General features: G+C 37.8%; 20 protein-coding genes and 1 riboswitch. Of the genes, 16 read left to right on the top strand and 4 right to left on the bottom strand.

The genetic code is table 11. The annotated features are described in order from the left end of the window. Positions 1-10: 10 nt before the first annotated feature. Positions 11-829 (top strand): 1,4-dihydroxy-2-naphthoyl-CoA synthase, encoded by an 819-nt coding sequence (gene menB, locus ACP8HH_RS13375; protein ID WP_438312103.1) that lies wholly within the window; start codon positions 11-13, stop codon positions 827-829. Positions 830-939: 110 nt separating this feature from the next. After that, positions 940-2,385, top strand: a complete 1,446-nt coding sequence (locus ACP8HH_RS13370) for an o-succinylbenzoate--CoA ligase (RefSeq protein ID WP_438312101.1) — start codon at positions 940-942, stop codon at positions 2,383-2,385. Positions 2,386-2,449: 64 nt separating this feature from the next. Here the strand turns inward: ACP8HH_RS13370 and ACP8HH_RS13365 are convergent, their stop codons facing one another. Continuing rightward, positions 2,450-3,406, bottom strand: a complete 957-nt coding sequence (locus ACP8HH_RS13365) for a metal ABC transporter solute-binding protein, Zn/Mn family (protein WP_438312099.1) — start codon at positions 3,404-3,406, stop codon at positions 2,450-2,452. 142 nt (positions 3,407-3,548) lie between these two features. After that, positions 3,549-3,776, bottom strand: coding sequence for a membrane protein insertion efficiency factor YidD (yidD, locus tag ACP8HH_RS13360; protein ID WP_438312096.1), 228 nt, complete (start codon positions 3,774-3,776; stop codon positions 3,549-3,551). A gap of 102 nt (positions 3,777-3,878) precedes the next feature. On the opposite strand from yidD, the gene ACP8HH_RS13355 reads away from it, so the two are divergent. The 5 genes from ACP8HH_RS13355 (at position 3,879) to ACP8HH_RS13335 (ending at position 6,280) form a co-directional block, all read left to right on the top strand. Continuing rightward, positions 3,879-4,328: a Dps family protein gene (locus ACP8HH_RS13355; protein ID WP_438312094.1), complete on the top strand. Its 450-nt coding sequence runs from the start codon at positions 3,879-3,881 to the stop codon at positions 4,326-4,328. Between the two features lie 88 nt (positions 4,329-4,416). Beyond that, positions 4,417-4,599, top strand: a complete 183-nt coding sequence (locus ACP8HH_RS13350) for a putative motility protein (protein ID WP_438312092.1) — start codon at positions 4,417-4,419, stop codon at positions 4,597-4,599. Between the two features lie 87 nt (positions 4,600-4,686). Then, positions 4,687-4,995, top strand: coding sequence for a transposase (locus ACP8HH_RS13345; RefSeq protein ID WP_438312090.1), 309 nt, complete (start codon positions 4,687-4,689; stop codon positions 4,993-4,995). A 48-nt stretch (positions 4,996-5,043) separates the two neighbouring features. Beyond that, a complete protein-coding gene (locus ACP8HH_RS13340) occupies positions 5,044-5,505 on the top strand; it encodes an NUDIX domain-containing protein (RefSeq protein WP_438312088.1) in 462 nt (153 codons plus the stop codon). A gap of 22 nt (positions 5,506-5,527) precedes the next feature. After that, positions 5,528-6,280: an alpha/beta hydrolase family protein gene (locus ACP8HH_RS13335; protein WP_438312086.1), complete on the top strand. Its 753-nt coding sequence runs from the start codon at positions 5,528-5,530 to the stop codon at positions 6,278-6,280. Between the two features lie 77 nt (positions 6,281-6,357). Here the strand turns inward: ACP8HH_RS13335 and pckA are convergent, their stop codons facing one another. Further along, complete coding sequence (gene pckA / locus ACP8HH_RS13330; protein WP_438312085.1) at positions 6,358-7,944, bottom strand: phosphoenolpyruvate carboxykinase (ATP); 1,587 nt, start codon at positions 7,942-7,944, stop codon at positions 6,358-6,360. A 160-nt stretch (positions 7,945-8,104) separates the two neighbouring features. Then, positions 8,105-8,224, top strand: a riboswitch (SAM riboswitch). A gap of 193 nt (positions 8,225-8,417) precedes the next feature. On the opposite strand from pckA, the gene metK reads away from it, so the two are divergent. Then, positions 8,418-9,614 carry a methionine adenosyltransferase gene (gene metK / locus ACP8HH_RS13325; RefSeq protein WP_438312083.1) on the top strand — a complete coding sequence of 399 codons (1,197 nt, stop codon included), beginning with the start codon at positions 8,418-8,420 and terminating at the stop codon, positions 9,612-9,614. Between the two features lie 73 nt (positions 9,615-9,687). On the opposite strand, the gene ACP8HH_RS13320 is transcribed toward metK, so the two are convergent. Beyond that, positions 9,688-10,200 carry a gamma carbonic anhydrase gene (locus ACP8HH_RS13320; RefSeq protein ID WP_438312081.1) on the bottom strand — a complete coding sequence of 171 codons (513 nt, stop codon included), beginning with the start codon at positions 10,198-10,200 and terminating at the stop codon, positions 9,688-9,690. 117 nt (positions 10,201-10,317) lie between these two features. Here ACP8HH_RS13320 and ACP8HH_RS13315 point away from each other — a divergent pair, with 117 nt between their 5' ends. The 8 genes from ACP8HH_RS13315 (at position 10,318) to ACP8HH_RS13280 (ending at position 17,906) form a co-directional block, all read left to right on the top strand. Beyond that, entirely contained in the window at positions 10,318-11,106 is a 789-nt protein-coding gene (locus tag ACP8HH_RS13315; protein ID WP_438312079.1) for an alpha/beta hydrolase, read from the top strand. Between the two features lie 182 nt (positions 11,107-11,288). Beyond that, a complete protein-coding gene (locus ACP8HH_RS13310) occupies positions 11,289-11,537 on the top strand; it encodes a hypothetical protein (RefSeq protein ID WP_438312078.1) in 249 nt (82 codons plus the stop codon). A gap of 147 nt (positions 11,538-11,684) precedes the next feature. Then, positions 11,685-13,694 carry a methyl-accepting chemotaxis protein gene (locus tag ACP8HH_RS13305; protein ID WP_438312076.1) on the top strand — a complete coding sequence of 670 codons (2,010 nt, stop codon included), beginning with the start codon at positions 11,685-11,687 and terminating at the stop codon, positions 13,692-13,694. Between the two features lie 267 nt (positions 13,695-13,961). After that, entirely contained in the window at positions 13,962-14,150 is a 189-nt protein-coding gene (locus ACP8HH_RS13300; protein ID WP_438312074.1) for a hypothetical protein, read from the top strand. Positions 14,151-14,282: 132 nt separating this feature from the next. Beyond that, a complete protein-coding gene (locus ACP8HH_RS13295) occupies positions 14,283-16,430 on the top strand; it encodes an ATP-dependent helicase (RefSeq protein ID WP_438312071.1) in 2,148 nt (715 codons plus the stop codon). Next, positions 16,430-16,810 (top strand): fluoride efflux transporter CrcB, encoded by a 381-nt coding sequence (crcB, locus tag ACP8HH_RS13290; RefSeq protein WP_438312070.1) that lies wholly within the window; start codon positions 16,430-16,432, stop codon positions 16,808-16,810. Before ACP8HH_RS13295 ends, crcB (ACP8HH_RS13290) begins: the two co-directional genes overlap by 1 nt. Then, positions 16,810-17,163: a fluoride efflux transporter CrcB gene (gene crcB / locus ACP8HH_RS13285; protein ID WP_438312068.1), complete on the top strand. Its 354-nt coding sequence runs from the start codon at positions 16,810-16,812 to the stop codon at positions 17,161-17,163. The genes crcB (ACP8HH_RS13290) and crcB (ACP8HH_RS13285) overlap by 1 nt, the downstream gene beginning before the upstream one ends. 20 nt (positions 17,164-17,183) lie before the next feature. Then, complete coding sequence (locus tag ACP8HH_RS13280; RefSeq protein WP_438312067.1) at positions 17,184-17,906, top strand: thermonuclease family protein; 723 nt, start codon at positions 17,184-17,186, stop codon at positions 17,904-17,906. The last annotated feature ends 32 nt before the right edge of the window (positions 17,907-17,938 follow it).

Genomic DNA, 17,938 nt, shown 5'->3' with positions numbered 1-17,938 from the left:
GCTTATTATAATGACTCGTCAATGGGAAACACTGCGTACATACGAAGATATCAAATATGAGCAATTCAAAGGGATTGGCAAGATAACAATTAATCGACCTGAGGTTCGGAATGCTTTCCGTCCTAAAACGGTGGTAGAATTAATTGATGCATTTACACGTGCACGTGACGATGCAAGTATTGGAGTTATTGTTTTAACGGGTGAAGGGGAAAAGGCATTTTGTTCTGGTGGTGACCAAAGAGTTCGAGGTCATGGTGGATATGTTGGAGAAGATGAAATCCCACGTCTAAATGTTCTTGATTTACAACGTTTAATTCGTGTAATACCTAAACCTGTTGTCGCAATGGTAGCAGGATATGCAATTGGTGGAGGACATGTATTGCATGTTGTGTGTGATTTAACGATTGCTGCAGACAATGCGATATTCGGACAAACAGGACCGAAAGTTGGTTCATTCGACGCTGGTTATGGATCAGGTTACTTAGCACGTATTATCGGACATAAAAAAGCACGTGAAATTTGGTTCTTATGCCGTCAGTATAATGCACAGGAAGCACTTGACATGGGTCTTGTAAACACTGTTGTTCCTTATGACCAACTTGAAGATGAAACGGTTCAGTGGTGTGAAGAGATGCTTGGAATGAGCCCTACAGCACTTCGTTTTGTAAAAGCAGCAATGAATGCAGATACGGATGGTCTAGCAGGACTTCAACAAATGGCTGGAGATGCTACTTTACTTTATTATACGACGGATGAAGCAAAAGAAGGTCGGGATGCATTTAAGGAAAAACGTAAACCAGACTTTGGCCAATTTCCACGTTTTCCTTAACAGTAGTTTCTTAGTAAAAGTTCAAATTCTATACGATATATGCAATTACTATAAAACACGGAAAGCTGCCTGCAATTGGGCAGCTTTTTCTGAAGTGAAAGGTGAATTACATGATACCTAATTGGCTTTTGCAAAGAGCATATCTAAGCCCAAATAAACAAGCGTTATCATTTGGAAACGAGACATGGACATTTTCTGAAGTTAACAATACAGCGCTGAATTACGCTCGAAAGATTAGTGCTTGTGGTTTAAATAAAGGCGATCGAATTGCACTGCTTGGTAATTCTAATGCAGAAATGGTTTTTATGATACATGCTTGTATTCATCTAGGTCTTGAAATTGTGATGTTGAATAGTAGATTGACAAAAACAGAACTTGAATGGCAAATCAAAGATTCAGAAGCCACAGCTGTGCTTGTATCTGATGACCTAAACTTCGTTCTTTCAGAGTCGAAAATAAGAGTTATCTTATTTTCTGAAATTGAACAAATGAGAGAAATTCAATTTGATATTGAGGAAATCTGGGACACGGATCGAACAATTACAATCATGTATACTTCGGGAACAAGTGGGTTACCTAAAGGGGTTCGCCAAACCTCGGGAAATCATACATCAAGTGCCATTTCATCTGTTTTAAATTTAGGTCTTGATGATGAGGATACTTGGCTTTGTACAATGCCATTGTTTCATATAAGTGGATTCTCAATTCTTGTACGCTCCGTAATTTATGGAATGAAAGTCCAACTTCATGAAAAGTTCGAAGCTTCAAAAATTGCAAAGGAACTAATGTATGGTTCGATAACACATATATCTGTTGTATCTGCCACGTTAGATAAGATTCTTCGCGAATTCGAGGATAATAAAGCTATAGCTCACTCTTCCTTTAAAGCAATGCTTGCAGGTGGAGGTCCTGTTCCAATAGGTTACTTAGAACGAGCTGAGAAGTGTCATATTCCTATACTCCAGACCTACGGAATGACTGAAACCAGCTCGCAAACTACAACTCTTTCAGCATCTGACTCAATGAGAAAAATCGGTTCTGCTGGCAAACCGTTATTTTTCAATCAAATTAAAATAAAGGATACTTTAATTCCACTGCAAAGCGGTGAAGTATATATCCGAGGTCCACATGTTACACCGGGTTACATTGGACATTTTGCCGATGAAAATCCATTGAAAAATGGATGGCTGCCGACAGGCGACATCGGATATCTAGATGAAGAAGGATATTTATATATTGTAGATCGACGTTCAGATTTAATTATCTCCGGGGGAGAAAACATATATCCAGCCGAAATTGAAAATGTGCTTTTGGGACATTCGAATGTAATAGAAGCAGGAGTCTGTGGAATCGATGACGAAAAGTGGGGAAGTATTCCCGTAGCCTTCGTTGTGATTAGTGAAGAAGTAACGGACATAAATCTGAAGGAATATTGTGCAGAAAGACTAGCTGGTTATAAAGTCCCGAAGCAATTCCATTATGTAAATGAACTCCCAAGAAACGCTTCAAATAAATTACTGCGTCGTAAATTAAAGGAAATGCTGGATTTATCATAGAACGAAGAAAAACCCACATTGCCTAGGGTTGACAGTAAGTGGGTTAATATCTTTCAAGTGAAATTTAATTCAGAACTTGTTTTAAAGTTTCGATATTTTTATTCATTAAAGAAAAATAATCTTCCTTATTTTCTACGTCTTCTACTGTTAATACTCCAAGATTATGTAACATAAAAGATTTTGCACCAATTTCTTTTCGAATTACATCCGTTAGTTTTGAGGATACGTTTTGTTCAAAAAGAACATATTTTATATCATGTTTTTTACCGTATTCAACAAGAGCTGCTAATTGTTTTTGGGACGGTTCACTTTGTGAGTTTAAACCAGCAATTGCAACTTGCTCTAGTCCATAAGTGTCAGCGATATAACCAAATGCCGCATGTGATACGAAGAACGTTTTTGTTTTTGCATTAGAAGCCATATTAATAAATGCCCGATCAAGATCTAGAAGGTCGTTGCGTACCTCTTCGAAATTCTTTTCGATTTCAGTAGTATGTTCTGGAATTAATTCGATAAGGGATTCTTTTATTGAGAAAGCAAGAGCATCACTCAAAATAGGGGACATCCATACATGTGGGTCTAGTGCTCCATCATCATGAGCATGATGTTCTTCAGAGTCTTCATTGTCGTCATGATCGTGATCTTCGTTAAGCATATCTTCTGTTATTGCTTCTGAAGTAGCAACCATTTTTACATGTTCATTCTTCAACGTTTTTTCAGCATTTTCTACAAAACCTTCCAACCCAAGCCCGATGTAAAAAAACAAGTCAGCATCAGCAAGTGCAATCATTTCTTTCTGAGTAGGATCAAAAGTATGTTCATCCGCCCCAGTTGGATAGACTGATTTTACATTAACGTAATCACCACCAATTCTTTCCGCGAAATATTGTAGTGGGAATACAGTGGTGTAAACGTTAAGCTTTTTATCGTCAATTTCCTCTGTCTTTGGATTATTAGAATTACAAGCTGTTAATATAAAAAAAAGTGTTAAGGATAGTACTAAAAAGAAGCTCTTTTTCATGTGATAAATTCCTCTCTATTTTCAAATAGTAATCATTACGATTTGGACCGCTAACATTTTTTATCATACTAGAACAGAAGTAATTTTGCAACTAAATAAAATGGTTCAACTCGATAGCTGAACCATTTTAAATAACTACGATTTAGTTTTTCGTTTTCTTCTCAGGAACAGGGTCAAAACCGCCTTCATGAAATGGATGGCATTTTGAAATGCGACGAACCGCTAACCATGAGCCTTTAAGTGCACCATGTGTTTCAAGGGCTTCAATGCCGTAGTGAGAACAAGTGGGATAAAATCGACAAGATGGCGGTGTTAGTGGTGAAATTGTTTTTTGATAAATTTTAATCATCATCATAAGTATTTTTTTCATTTTAATTGCTCCCTAATTTAGCTTATATGTTTAATGTACTGGTTATTGCGGTAAACATAAAGTAAGAAGATTAATAATTATTTTTAAGGGGGATGTTTTTTTATGTCTACACCACTAATTAAAGAAATGAATATTCAAGTATCTACATGGTCGGTTATGTATACGAAACTTCATAATTACCATTGGTATGTTAAAGGGCATCAGTTTTTTACCCTGCATGCTAAGTTTGAAGAACTTTACAACGAGGCTACAATCCATATGGATGAAATCGCTGAGCGAGTGTTAACACTTGGTGGAAATCCGGTTGCAACTATGGCTGAGCATCTAGAACAATCTGTAATAAAAGAAGCGGCGGGTAATGAAAAATCAGATGAAATGGTTGAAACAATTGTCAGCGATTTTGATAAAATTATGTCTTCTTTGAAAAAAGGTATGGATGAAGCTGCAAAAAATGGAGACGATATGACAGAGGACTTATTAAACGCTATTTATCAAAGCGTTGAAAAACATCAATGGATGCTTAATGCATTTCTTGGTGAAGACAATAAGTAATTTAGCTTCAAATTTAATGAAACTTTCACTTTCACTAAAAATGTAGCGATCTTAGTCGATATAAATTGTGTGAGAGGTGGTTTTTCTTATGGATATAAATTCAATAATGGCGAGTCAACTTAGAAGTCTTCAATCTACTGTTCAAATAAGTATGTTGAATAAATCCCTTTCGAGGGGTACTTCTGCTGCAATCGAAATGTTGAATAGTTTACCTGAACAACCAACTGTTGCACATCCGCATAAAGGGATTTCGGTTGATGTAAAAGCATAATGTTACACCTACATGCATCTTCCCGAAATGGAGATGCATGTTTTTTTTGAACTATGACATACTAATTCAAAAAAGGTGGTTACCATTATGGAAAAGTATAAAGCTTATGTTTCTGTTGCAAATCAAAGAGTGTATTTTCAACCCGATGTTTCGGCTTGGGAATATGAGGTGAGTTTAGAACGAGAGTATATACCCATTTTTCAAAATCTTTTTGAACAAACCAATGAGATGGAAAATATGAACTTTTATAGATCTCATTTTCCATTTATCCCAGCCCATTACGGAGGTTTCAATAAAGATGTAGAAATGCGAACAAAAAAGGTCTATGCTCTAATCCATGAATTTACGGATGAGGAAACACAAAAATTTATCGAAGAACTTCCTTATTTTCGTTGAAATGAGCCTTTTCCTTCGTTACACTGAACGTGGGAAGGGGGAGTTAGTTTGATTTCTTATATGGACATGAATGGTTTTAAAGTGGAACTAACTTTTAAGAAAGAAATGTTCGAAATGGAAAAAAATCATGTGTTAGTTGTTTTAAAACATGAAGGAAAGTGGCTCCTCACTAAACATAGGGAGCGGGGAGTCGAATTCCCTGGTGGTAAAGTGGAAAAGCCTGAAACATTGGAAGAAGCCGCAATAAGAGAAACTCTAGAGGAAACTGGAGTACTTATAAAGAACTTAGTACAAGTTGCAGAATATGTTGTTCATGGAGATGCTCCTTTTTGTAAGACCGTATTTACTGGATCTATTACCAAAATACATTCAGATTATCCACTACGTGAAACTGAGGGAGTAGTCTGGATGAATGATATTGAACTTGATTCTTTTCCAAAATTAAGTTTTCATATGAAAGATGAAGGGATGACGGCTATAAGAAAGCGGGTGATGACGCTTGAATTGTGATGCTAGGATAGAAAAGAAGCGTATGTATCCATCTCCAAATCCAAATGTTCGTTTATTTGAAATTACGTATTGGTCGGATGGATTCAGAGTAAAAGGATTATTAGCCGAGCCAATAGCAGATGGGAAATATGAAGGGATTATTTACTTAAGAGGCGGAATTCAACACGTTGGAATGGTACGCCCCTCAAGGATTGCCCAGTTCGCTTCGCAAGGTTTTGTCGTATTTGCTCCCTATTACCGAGGAAATCGCGGAGGGGAAGGAAAAGATGAATTCGGTGGAGACGACCGTTTAGATGCAATGAATGCTGTTGATGTTTTGAAACAAAATCCAAGATGCATCTCATCAAGAATTCATTTATTTGCGTTTTCACGGGGTGGTATTATGGCACTTTGGACAGCAATCTTACGGGAAGATATTACATCCGTAGTTACTTGGTCTGGTGTTTCTGATGTAATATTTACATATAAAGAACGAAAAGATATGCGGAAAATGATGAAGCGAGTAATTGGTGGCACTCCGAATACAAATCCTGATGAATATCGAAGACGGAATGCTTTATCTCGAATCAGTGAACTGAATGCACCTGTTTTAATTATACACGGAATGCAAGATGAACATGTTTCGATTGACCAAGCAAAATTACTGGAAAGTGCTTTGTTTGAAAATGGAAAAGTATACGAAACACGATATTTCCCTAACTTTATGCATTATATTCCCCCAGCCCAAAACATCCAAATTGTCCGTAACCTATGTGATTGGATGAGGAGACAGTAGAATTAAACACTATTTCACTTGAAATTAAAAAACCCCCGATCACACAAATGAATTGTGTAATCGGGGGTTCTATTTAATTATGCTGTTGGTCCGCCTTTAAGAATAATTTCTTCGGATACAGATCCGAATTTCTTGAAGTTTTCACGGAACAGTTCTGCAAGTTCATTTGCTTTTTCATCATATGCTTTTTTATCAGACCAAGCATTGCGTGGATTCAATACTTCAGTTGGAACACCGTCAATTACTTTCGGCATTTCTAAACCGAATACATCATTTGTATCTGTTTCAATATTGTTAAGTTTACCTTCAAGAGCAGCACGTACCATAGTTCGCGTATATTTTAAATCCATACGACGGCCAACACCGTAGACTCCACCAGTCCAACCTGTGTTTACAAGAAATACTTGTGCATCATGTTCGTCAATTTTCTTACCTAACATTTCCGCATACACTGTTGCATGAAGTGGTAGGAATGGCGAACCGAAACAAGTAGAGAATGTTGCTTCAGGTGAAGTAATTCCACGCTCTGTTCCAGCAAGTTTCGATGTGAAACCGCTAAGGAAATGATACATAGCCTGTTCTTTCGTTAATTTTGAAATTGGAGGTAAAACACCAAACGCATCCGCAGTTAAGAAAATAATCGTTTTAGGATGTCCGGCAACCGATGGATCTACAATATTGTCGATTGCTTGTATCGGATAAGCGGCACGAGTGTTTTCAGTTAACGAACCGTCGTCGTAATTTGGAATACGTGTTTCTGAATCGATAACAACGTTTTCCAAAACAGAACCGAAACGGATAGCACCAAATATTTCAGGCTCTTTTTCCCCTGAAAGATTGATACATTTCGCGTAACATCCACCTTCGATATTAAACACACCATTATCAGACCAGCCGTGTTCATCATCGCCAATAAGCTTACGATCTGCATCAGCAGAAAGTGTTGTTTTACCTGTACCCGAAAGTCCGAAGAACAACGCAACATCGCCTTTATCTCCAACGTTTGCAGAACAATGCATTGGTAAAATTCCTTTTAAAGGAAGTAAGTAGTTCATAATTGAGAAGATTGATTTTTTCATTTCACCGGCATATTCAGTTCCACCAATAAGTACAATTCGTTTCTCCATAGAAACAATAATAAAAGTTTCGGAATCTGTACCATCAACAGCAGGATCTGCTTTAAATGATGGTGCTGCTAAAATTGTAAATTGTGATTGATGTTCTGCTAATTCTTGCTCGCTCGGGCGAATGAAGAGTTGATGAACAAAAAGGTTTTGCCAAGCAAGTTCATTAACGACTTGTATAGAAAGACGGGACTCAGGATCTGCTCCAGCGAACCCTTTAAACACAAATAATTCGTCTTTTTTTGCTAAGTGTTTAATTACTTTGTTATATAATGAATCGAAAATCTTGGATGAAACTGGACGGTTTACATTGCCCCAATCGATGTTATCTTTGGAAGAATCTTCTTCGACAATATACTTATCCTTCGGGGAACGCCCTGTATATTTTCCTGTTAAAGCTGTTATCGCCCCATCTGCAGTTAGCTGCGCTTCTCCACGTGTTGTTGCTTTTTCAACAAGTTGTGGAACTGAGAGTTGAACATTTACATTTTCTCCGGAAAGAAGATCTTTTAGAGTTTCGCTAATTGACGTTGAAATCATAATTAAGTACCGTCCTTTACATATATAATTGGATGACATCACATTCATCAATTAGTATAACACATTCAGAATAATAAACTATACTAATTGAATCGAATTAATTTCACAGAAAGATTGACATATGCGGACATGTTTCGTAACATATTTAATTGAACGGATACTCTTATCCCGAGCTGGTGGAGGGGTCAGGCCCTATGAAACCCGGCAACCTGCAATAACGAATTTGTTATCGTGATGGTGCCCAACCTGATGCAAGGTGAAAGTCCTTGGACGATAAGAGTGAAAGGTGCTTTTTCAAAATAAGCCTTTCCTCATGTAATAAATACGTGAGCGAAGGGCTTTTTCTATTGTTTCAGCCCTTAATCCTCGTGTATGAGCTCGTAATGGCGCTTACCGTTCATTTTATAAGAACGGACTTTACATGGGAAGTATGAGTACCGTATCAATCTCGTAGGATATAAGGAGGAAATAAATTGACGAATCGAAAACTATTTACATCAGAATCTGTAACAGAAGGACATCCCGATAAGATGTGTGATCAGATTTCAGATGCAATTTTGGATGCAATTTTAGCAGAAGATCCAAACGCACGTGTTGCTTGTGAAACAACAATAACGACTGGTCTTGTTTTGGTTGCAGGGGAGATTACAACGACTACGTATGTAGACATTCCAAAAGTTGTACGTGATACGGTAAAAGAAATTGGTTATACTCGTGCAAAATACGGCTTTGACTGGGAAACTTCAGCGGTTCTTACTGCCATTGACGAACAGTCCGCAGACATCGCAGCTGGTGTTGACGTATCGCTTGAAGCTCGTGAAGGGGCAATGAGTGATGAAGACATCGAAGCAATCGGAGCGGGCGACCAAGGTCTTATGTTTGGCTATGCATGTAACGAAACACCTGAACTAATGCCACTCCCTATTAGTATGGCTCATAAATTAGCGCGTAGACTTTCAAATGTTAGAAAAGAAGAAATTATTTCTTATCTTCGTCCAGATGGAAAAACTCAGGTAACCGTGGAATACGATGAGAATAATAACCCAGTTCGTATTGATACAATTGTTATTTCTGCACAACATCATCCTGAAGTTACGCTTCTGCAAATACAAAAGGATATTAAAGAACATGTTATTAAACCAGTCGTTCCGCCAGAATTGATTGACGAAAACACGAAATATTTTATTAACCCAACTGGAAGATTTGTTATTGGTGGACCTCAAGGAGATGCGGGTCTTACAGGTCGTAAAATTATCGTTGACACATATGGTGGATACGCTCGCCACGGTGGGGGTGCATTCTCAGGTAAAGATGCAACGAAGGTTGACCGTTCTGCTTCTTATGCGGCTCGTTACGTAGCGAAGAATATCGTTGCAGCTGGATTAGCTGATCGATGCGAAGTACAAATTGCATATGCAATTGGTGTTGCGCAACCGGTCTCGATTTCAATCGACACGTTTGGTACAGGAAAAGTTACAGAAGGTGACTTAGTGGACCTAGTCCGAGGAAATTTCGATCTTCGTCCTGCAGGGATTATAAGAATGCTGGATTTACGTCGTCCTATTTATAAACAAACTGCGGCTTACGGTCATTTCGGTAGAACTGATATTAATCTACCTTGGGAAGAAACGGATAAAGCGGATCAATTAAGAGAACAAGCTAATCTTTAAAATATCGCGCTAAAACATTGTAATAAAATAATAGCTAGTAGATTGGATTACCGATCTACTAGCTTTTTTTAGTTTATTTTTGCAAGCTTTTATAATACTGACCTTTTTCAGCATAACTAAGTACAACACGTTCCATTTCTGCTCGGTCTATATCAGTAAGCTGACGTACAACTTTTGCGGGTGAACCAAGAGCGAGTACGCCGGGTGGTATTTTTTTACCTGGTGGAACCAGGCTACCGGCTCCGATAAATGAACCTTCCCCAATTTCAGCTCCGTCTAATATAATTGAACCCATACCAATTAGAGCTCCTTTTCTTACTGTACAGCTATGTAATGTAACCTGATGGCCAATCGTTACTTCATCTTCAAGAATTAGTGGGTATTGTGGACTTTGGTGTAAACAACATAAGTCTTGAATATTTACTCTTCGGCCAATGATTGTAGGTGACAAATCACCTCGTATAACTGTGTTAAACCAAATAGATGACTCGGGACCAATTGTAACGTCTCCCGTAATAGTTGTGAAATCTGCTATGAAAACACTTGGATCGATAATAGGGTATTTATCTTTGTATGGATAAATCATGACTTCTCCTCAATTCTATTTAATGGTGTATAATTAATTGTAGCAAAGTTTATGTTTTATTGTTTATAAAAAGGGAATAATACTGTGCTGAACGGATTATTAAGGAGGTAGATGTCTATGTGGAAATGGGAGGCGGAAGGTCAACCAAAAGCGGTTGTCGCTATCATCCATAATGCGTACGAACATCACAGTAGGTATGCGTGGCTTATTCAGAAGCTGCGGAGTAGCGGATTTCATGTCGTAACGGGCGATTTACCAGGACATGGTGAACCAGCAGGTCGCACCGTGCATGATGAAAGTTTTAATTCATATATAAATTATGTAAAGAAGTTGCTTGATGTTGGTCTAGCTGACGGTTTACCGCTATTTGTTATTGCACACGGTCTTGGTGCTACGATAATGATGCGTATTCTTCAGACTGAAAAGATTGAATGTGCTGGCTACATTTTTAGTTCTCCGTGGTTACACCTTAATCACTTGCCTCCCAAACATTCAAGTGTTCTGTCAAAGCTTACTTCTTCTATGAAGCTAAACCATGAATTACCAATTGAAAAGTTAACAAGAAATCACGATTTGCACATAGAAGCACGTGAAGATCGTTTTTACAATCCAATTGTGACCGCTTCATGGTACAAAGAGTTGCAGTTTCTTATGAAATCAGTGACTCAATATGAAGGAACAATTCGTGACATACCAATTCTTCTCCATTCAGCGGGAAGTGATAAGGTGACGGATATCAGCTACGCTAAGAAGTGGCTGTTTGCTCAAGAACTATCAGAATTACAGTATAAAAAATGGAATCGGTTGTATCATGACGTATTTCATGAACCAGAACGAGATGAAGTGTTTTTATATACGGAATCATTTATGCATTCTGTTTTACGCTCACTCGGATATGTAGTATAAGAAACGCCAATCACAGGCGTTTTTTATTTTTGATAAATGATCATGTCATCTTATATGTATTTAGTTTATAATTAAAGGAGTAATTAGAAAATTATAATAGGGAAGTGTTTGAACTAATCGTGAGGGCTAAAAATCATTGCCTATTGCATAATTGTAGCAAACATCTTTAAGGGGGGCTTTTTATGGATACGATCTTGTCTTTATTAATTATTGGAGTGGGGATATTTGTTTGGTTTGCATTGAAGAAATTCAAACATAAGCCATTCATTGTAAATTTCAGCTTATCCGCAATATTATTACTCATCGTTTTTAAAACGTCATTAATGGATCCCCTAGATTGGGTTTCGATTGTAGTAATTATTATTTGTAGCATTGCTTTTATTATGCAGTTAGTCCTTGGATTTAAAAATATTAAACCGATAGAAGATTGAAAGTCTTATTAGAATAGGGGAGGTAGCGAGTGAAATTGGAAAACAGGATTTGTTTTATGGATGATACTATTGGTGATTGGATTCCTGCTTGCACCTGTTATCATGAAATAAGGCAAGTTAAACATAATTGAGCAGGGGGCTATACTATTGAAATCAATTAGAACGAAAATAATTGTAAGCGTATTTATACTGTTTTTCATTATTAGTAGTGTGATTTATGGATTCGTTTCGCTTCAAATGAAAAAACAAACGGAAGAAGTACTTTTCGATCAAAGTGAAGTGGCTGTGATAGAAATGGGCCATGCAATTGAAAACTTTATCATCCAGTATGAACAGGCATTGGAGCTCGTTTCGAACAACCAAGCGGTCACCGATTATATTGATACACAATATGGTAGTGGAAATCGGAATGCCACTGTACTTAATCAGGGGATTGAAAAGGCGTTTGGGGATTTTATAGAAATTCTTCCAGCGTCTGATTTAATCTATTTTGGATTTGAAAACAAATTTACGAAATTTGTACCCGAGGTTGATGTGGGGGCTGATTTTGATCCAACAGGTCGTCCTTGGTATGCGGCAGCCCTCGACCAAATAGGTCATGTTGCATGGACAAATCCGTATATTGATGTCGTATCAGGTGATTATGTCATTACGGGCTCAAAAGCAATCAGTAAAAATGGCTCGGTTATTGGTGTCATCGGTGCAGATATTAGTCTTTCAAATTTAACGGATAGTATTTCAGACAGTGAATTTGGATTTAATGGCTATCCGTTTTTATTCGATAGTGAGGGTGGAGGAATTGTCCATCCGCTTCTAAATCCCGAAGAGGAAGAAATGGTCAATCTTTCATATGTAACAGCAATGTTTGTTGAAGGAAAGCCGAACGGTATCGATCGATATGAAGAAAATGGGGAAAAGATGATTGGAATCTTTACAACGCTTCCCGATTCCGGATGGAAAGTCGGGGCTGCTTTTAAAGAACAATCTATTGCTGACTCAATGAAAGGTACTAAAAATTTGATATTGGCAATTTTTCTTCTTTCCGAACTTCTTTTGGTTGGGTTGTTATGGGTTCTAATTTCAAGGCTTATTCGGCCACTTGGGGAAATTCGTTCGGCAATGAATAAGATGGCAGAAGGAGATTTAAATGTCACTGCAGATGTAAAGTCCAAAGATGAATTTGGCGACCTTGCTGAATACTTCAATTTAATGACGACTAAAGTACGTGAAGTCATTACAGTCGTAACCCGATCCGTCAATGAAGTTCGACTTTCTGCTGAAGGACTGAGTGCATCCGTAGAAGAAACAACTGCGGTTAGTGAGCAGATGGCGGGGGCAATCGATGACATTGCAGCGGGAGCTACAAAATCAGCTCATGACACGGAGGATGTTACGGGGACTGTAGAGAACTTAGGTTTGCAACTTGTTGGGATTCAAGAAAAAGCAGGCGTGATGACGGAAATTGCAACAGAAGCGGAAGACGTCAACACGGAAGGCCGTCTTCAAATTGACCAGCTGAAAGATTCCTTTGACAGTTGGAAAACAAACTTACAATCGATGGCAGGGGTCGTTGGTGAACTTGAATCGAAAGTTGGGGCAATTGGTGTCGTGTTGGAGACAATTACGAATATTTCATCTCAGACAAATCTGCTTGCGCTCAATGCAAGCATAGAAGCGGCACGAGCTGGTGAACACGGTAAAGGTTTCGCTGTAGTTGCGGATGAAGTACGCAAGCTTGCTGAGCAATCTGCACGAGCCACGCAAGAAGTACAAGCGACGGTTCAAGAACTTCAAGAAGGTTCACGTCAAGTTTCCAGACAAATGAGGGAAACGGGTGATACGTTCAATGAACAGGAATTGGTTGTCAATGATACGCAAAAGACATTTCGTTCAATTTCAAGTCTTATGAATAAATTAGAGCAATCGATTGGTAGTGTTTTTGAAGAAGTCAATCGTGTCGTCGAACATAAAGAAACCGTCATGCAAACAATCGAAACTATGTCCGCGACGGCTGAAGAAACAGCTGCCGCGAGTGAAGAAATTAGTGCATCTACGGATGAACAGCTTCGTGCGATTCGCGAAGTAGCAAATGCCGCTGAAACGTTGGCGGGTTTAAGTGATGATCTTCACACGGCAATCAGTCATTTTAAAGTATAAAATACAATCATTTAAGATCTAGTCTATTCAGAATGGTAGGTTCTATGACACCTTACTGCTGAAGAATAAGTCGAAATAGGTTCTAAAAAAGAAAATGAAACATAAGCTTAAGAATGAAAACCATCGCATCTATCAAAAACAGATGCGATGGTTTTTTGATACTTAAACATGGGTATGTCCCAGATGTACCAGTATATAATAAATGACTTGTTGCATTTAATTTGGGGCATACTGTCTTTAATCCAGATACATGAAGGAGTGAATGATATGTCATTAGATCCAAGGGAACCTTCGGAAAGAAAAAAGGCGGATCGTAAAAAACAAACGAAAAACATGAGTGAAGAATTTTCGCATGAAGAACGCATGACAAATGTGGTCGCATCGACCGAGTATACTGGCGGCGGGAAAGGCCAGGCAGATTTGAAAAACGATAAGTTGGAAACAGGTGGATTTTAACTGAAACCTTAGCCTCTACACATCAATTGTGTAGAGGTTTTTCTTTGGAAGCTGAACTTCTTATGGTAAATTAAAGATATCGAATTGATGAAAGAATAAATGAGATTTTTTTTGTTAAAGGAGTTACAAATAATGACTGAATTTTTTAATCGTAAAAAGTTAGAGCTTGGCATTGATTTAAACGATGTGCAAAAGAAAGCGGTATTACAAACGGAAGGGCCTTTACTCCTTCTTGCATGTCCTGGATCAGGTAAAACGACAACAATGATTATGCGAATTGGGTATTTAATAGAGGAGAAAAAGGTTAATCCGAAACGCATTAAGGCAATCACGTTCAGTCGTGCATCTGCAAATGATATGGCGGAGCGTTTTAAACGGTTTTTCCCTGATAGTATACCCGTCGACTTTTCCACAATTCACAGTCTTGCATTTATGATTGCACGTACATACTTGGAGAAAACAGGAACCACTTATGAATTAATAGAAGGCCAAGCCAGGCAAAGTGTGAATAAGTCCTTTTTATTGAAAGGAATCTATAAAGAAGTGCATAAAGAGGATTGTACAGACGATGAACTTTCTTCGCTTTCCACTTTCATTAGTTCTATTAAAAACAAAATGCTTCTTCCTGAAAAGTGGGAAAGTTTAAAAGGTCCAGTAGATAAGGCTGGTTTAATTGCAAAAAAATATGAACAATTCAAATCCCGGCAAGTTGGTCATCTATTTCTAGACTTTGATGACATGTTAACGATTGCGGAAGAAGCACTTAGACTAGACGAAGATCTTTGTGATCTATTCCGTATGAAATATGATTATTTGCTCACAGATGAGAGTCAGGATACATCATTTGTACAGCATAGAATTGTTGAACATTTAGCGAGCCAACATGGCAATGTCTGTGTGGTTGCAGATGATGATCAATCGATTTACACGTGGAGAGGTGCTGAGCCGGACTATCTTCTGAATTTCAAAAGTGTTTATCCCGATGCTGAAGTTTTGATGATGGAACGAAATTACCGTTCATCTAAAGAAATTGTCGATACAACTGCGAAATTTATTAAACGAAACAAAAACCGGTATCCAAAAGAAATGTATACAGAAAATGCTTCTGTAGCTCCGATAACGATAAAGCAATTGGATGATCCAAAGAGACAACTTGAGTATGTAACATATGAATTACTAGGCGAAACAAACTTAAATGAAGTTGCAATCCTTTTCCGAAATAATTCATCTTCGACAAGGTATGTAAGTGAATTACATCGGCGTGGGATTCCTTTCTACATGAAAGATGCGGATGATAGGTTTTTTACGCATTGGATTGTAGAAGACATTTTAAACTTCATGCGGCTAAGCTTTAACACAGAACGAAAAGATGTATTCAATAAAATAATTATGAAGATGAACCTTTTTGTTTCACGCACTATGTTAAAAGAGTTTGAATCATCCAATACAACAGGAAATGTATTTGATGCATTTGCTTCGACGATTGAACTTAGAACAAATCAAGTCCAAAAACTGACTGAGTATAAGGCGATTTATGCATCTATTCCGGATCAGCGGCCTGCACAAGTAATTCGGATCATTCGTAATGATCTTGGTTATGAAGCTGGGCTTAGAAGTAGAGCGGAGAAATTTGGGTTCCGCATAGAGCACTTGCTTGGAATTCTCGATACACTTGAGGAAATCGCTTCTCAAGTTCGGACCATGGTAGAATTTGCAACCAGACTGAAAGAGTTAGAAGAAGCGGTTCAAAATGCGAAATATAACCCTGCAGAAAATGCAGTCACACTATCAACGCTGCACAGTGCAAAGGGACTTGAGTTTAGAAGAGTGTTTATGATTGATTTACAAAATGGAATCATTCCTTCAGAGGATGATGAAACAGATGTTCACTTATTGGAAGAAGCCCGCCGATTATTTTATGTTGGTATGACACGTGCAAAACAAAAGTTGGAGTTGCTTTCATACCGAAATGATGAAGGGAAATCGAAGGAAGATTCAAAGTTTTTGAATGAAATACGAGGATTGCTTTTAAAGCCAACGAAGGTAACAAAGGATTCTAAGGAAGTGACCACAACCAAATTAGGAGTTCCGATTAATATGAGTGGTATTAGTGAGGTTGAAGAATTGCCTGTTGGAACAAATATCAGACACCGTGTGTTTGGAAAAGGTGAAATAATATCAATTGAAGAAGATAAAATCACAATTCAATTTGATAAAATGGAGAAAACCTTGGATCTTGAAACCATTTTGAAATACCGTATTCTTGAACGGATTGTATAATGAAAAAGCTAGTGTGGATTGGTTTTGCTGGAGCTGCCGGTGCGATTACACGAACTGCAATCGGACAACTCATGATGGACAAGTCAGGGGTAGGATTTCCGTGGGCAACTTTTAGTGTAAATATGATTGGTACATTTATATTATGTTATTTAGTAGGCACTATATTTAGTAAATATAAAGTGAGTAAAGAAATTGAAGAAATCATTACCATCGGCTTTCTGGGCTCATTTACGACATTCTCGGCTTTTAGTATTGAAACTATTTTACTTGTAGAAAATGAACAAATGCTAACAGCCCTTTTATATGTGATCGCTACAATTATTGGTGGATTATTTGCAGGTATATATGGGTTTTATTGCGCTCGAAAGATGGTGGTTTAATGAACATTCTTGACTTGTTAGCAATAGGGTCAGGTGGTTTTTTAGGAGCAATCATTCGTTATACACTTTCAAAAAATCTAAACAAACAAAAGGCAATTCCATTTGGCACTTTACTCATCAATTTAACAGGCGCACTAATAATTGGATTTGTATTCGGATCGGAATTATCCCGAACTTGGATGCTCTTTTATGCTTCAGGACTAGCTGGTGCACTTACGACCTTTTCTACTTTGAATAAAGAACTTATTGAAATGTGGAAAAGTAATAAAAAGAAAGATGCAACTCTTTATTTAGTTGCAACCTATTGCGGTGGAATATTACTGACAGCTCTAGGATATTGGATCATATCTTAAATAATAAAGGATTGAAATAAATGACAAAGAAAAACACATCAGCAATGAAGAAACGGCCTTTACAGACAGTCGTTGTTTTCATACTATTATTAGTAGGAACATATTTGTACAACACATTTTTTTTGGAAGAGGATATTGAACCAAGCCGTTCGGGTTTAATTCCAGTTGAGCTTGTAAAAACAATTGACGGGGACACGATAAAGATTAGGTATGAAGGGAAAGAACAAAATCTTCGTTATTTACTTATCGACACTCCAGAAACAAATCATCCGCGGTTGGGGAAACAACCATTTGGACAGCAAGCCAAAGAGCGCAATCAGGAATTGATGAACAGTGGGAAACTAGAAATTGAATTTGATATTGGTGAACGAATTGATAAGTACGGCCGACTTCTGGCTTATGTATACATAGATGGGGAAAGTATTCAGGAGAAACTTATTGAAGAAGGACTTGCACGTGTTGCCTATGTTTATCCACCAAATACCCGCCATCTTGATCCATTTGAGAAGGCCCAAGATAGGGCTAAGAAAAAAGGGATTGGCATTTGGACTCTTGAAGATTATGTAACGAATCGCGGTTTTGATGGAGAGTCGCATACAAAAGAAGAAGTTTCTACGGAGCAGCAAGAGCATTTTAATAACTGTACTGAACTTCGAAAAAAGTATCCAAAAGGTGTTAAAAAAGGACATCCTGCTTATTTAGAAAAAATGGATGGCAATAAAAATGGATATGCATGTGAATAGTAAAAAAGTAGAATCGCCATATTGAATTGGCG

Origin of the sequence: Sporosarcina sp. FA9, assembly GCF_051550205.1 — a bacterium.
Taxonomy (GTDB): domain Bacteria; phylum Bacillota; class Bacilli; order Bacillales_A; family Planococcaceae; genus Sporosarcina.
The sequence above is the reverse complement of the archived record's forward strand: the minus strand, read 5'-3'. Positions and strand labels throughout refer to the sequence as shown.

Coding starts and splice junctions, on each gene's coding strand:
- crcB (WP_438312070.1), top strand. CDS start 16,430: ATGAAAAAGCTAGTGTGGATTGGTTTTGCTGGAGCTGCCGGTGCGATT.
- ACP8HH_RS13280 (WP_438312067.1), top strand. CDS start 17,184: ATGACAAAGAAAAACACATCAGCAATGAAGAAACGGCCTTTACAGACA.
- ACP8HH_RS13320 (WP_438312081.1), bottom strand. CDS start 10,200: ATGATTTATCCATACAAAGATAAATACCCTATTATCGATCCAAGTGTT.
- crcB (WP_438312068.1), top strand. CDS start 16,810: ATGAACATTCTTGACTTGTTAGCAATAGGGTCAGGTGGTTTTTTAGGA.
- ACP8HH_RS13370 (WP_438312101.1), top strand. CDS start 940: ATGATACCTAATTGGCTTTTGCAAAGAGCATATCTAAGCCCAAATAAA.
- ACP8HH_RS13345 (WP_438312090.1), top strand. CDS start 4,687: ATGGAAAAGTATAAAGCTTATGTTTCTGTTGCAAATCAAAGAGTGTAT.
- ACP8HH_RS13365 (WP_438312099.1), bottom strand. CDS start 3,406: ATGAAAAAGAGCTTCTTTTTAGTACTATCCTTAACACTTTTTTTTATA.
- menB (WP_438312103.1), top strand. CDS start 11: ATGACTCGTCAATGGGAAACACTGCGTACATACGAAGATATCAAATAT.
- ACP8HH_RS13310 (WP_438312078.1), top strand. CDS start 11,289: ATGGATACGATCTTGTCTTTATTAATTATTGGAGTGGGGATATTTGTT.
- pckA (WP_438312085.1), bottom strand. CDS start 7,944: ATGATTTCAACGTCAATTAGCGAAACTCTAAAAGATCTTCTTTCCGGA.
- ACP8HH_RS13315 (WP_438312079.1), top strand. CDS start 10,318: ATGTGGAAATGGGAGGCGGAAGGTCAACCAAAAGCGGTTGTCGCTATC.
- ACP8HH_RS13300 (WP_438312074.1), top strand. CDS start 13,962: ATGTCATTAGATCCAAGGGAACCTTCGGAAAGAAAAAAGGCGGATCGT.
- ACP8HH_RS13295 (WP_438312071.1), top strand. CDS start 14,283: ATGACTGAATTTTTTAATCGTAAAAAGTTAGAGCTTGGCATTGATTTA.
- ACP8HH_RS13335 (WP_438312086.1), top strand. CDS start 5,528: ATGTATCCATCTCCAAATCCAAATGTTCGTTTATTTGAAATTACGTAT.
- ACP8HH_RS13355 (WP_438312094.1), top strand. CDS start 3,879: ATGTCTACACCACTAATTAAAGAAATGAATATTCAAGTATCTACATGG.
- yidD (WP_438312096.1), bottom strand. CDS start 3,776: ATGAAAAAAATACTTATGATGATGATTAAAATTTATCAAAAAACAATT.
- ACP8HH_RS13350 (WP_438312092.1), top strand. CDS start 4,417: ATGGATATAAATTCAATAATGGCGAGTCAACTTAGAAGTCTTCAATCT.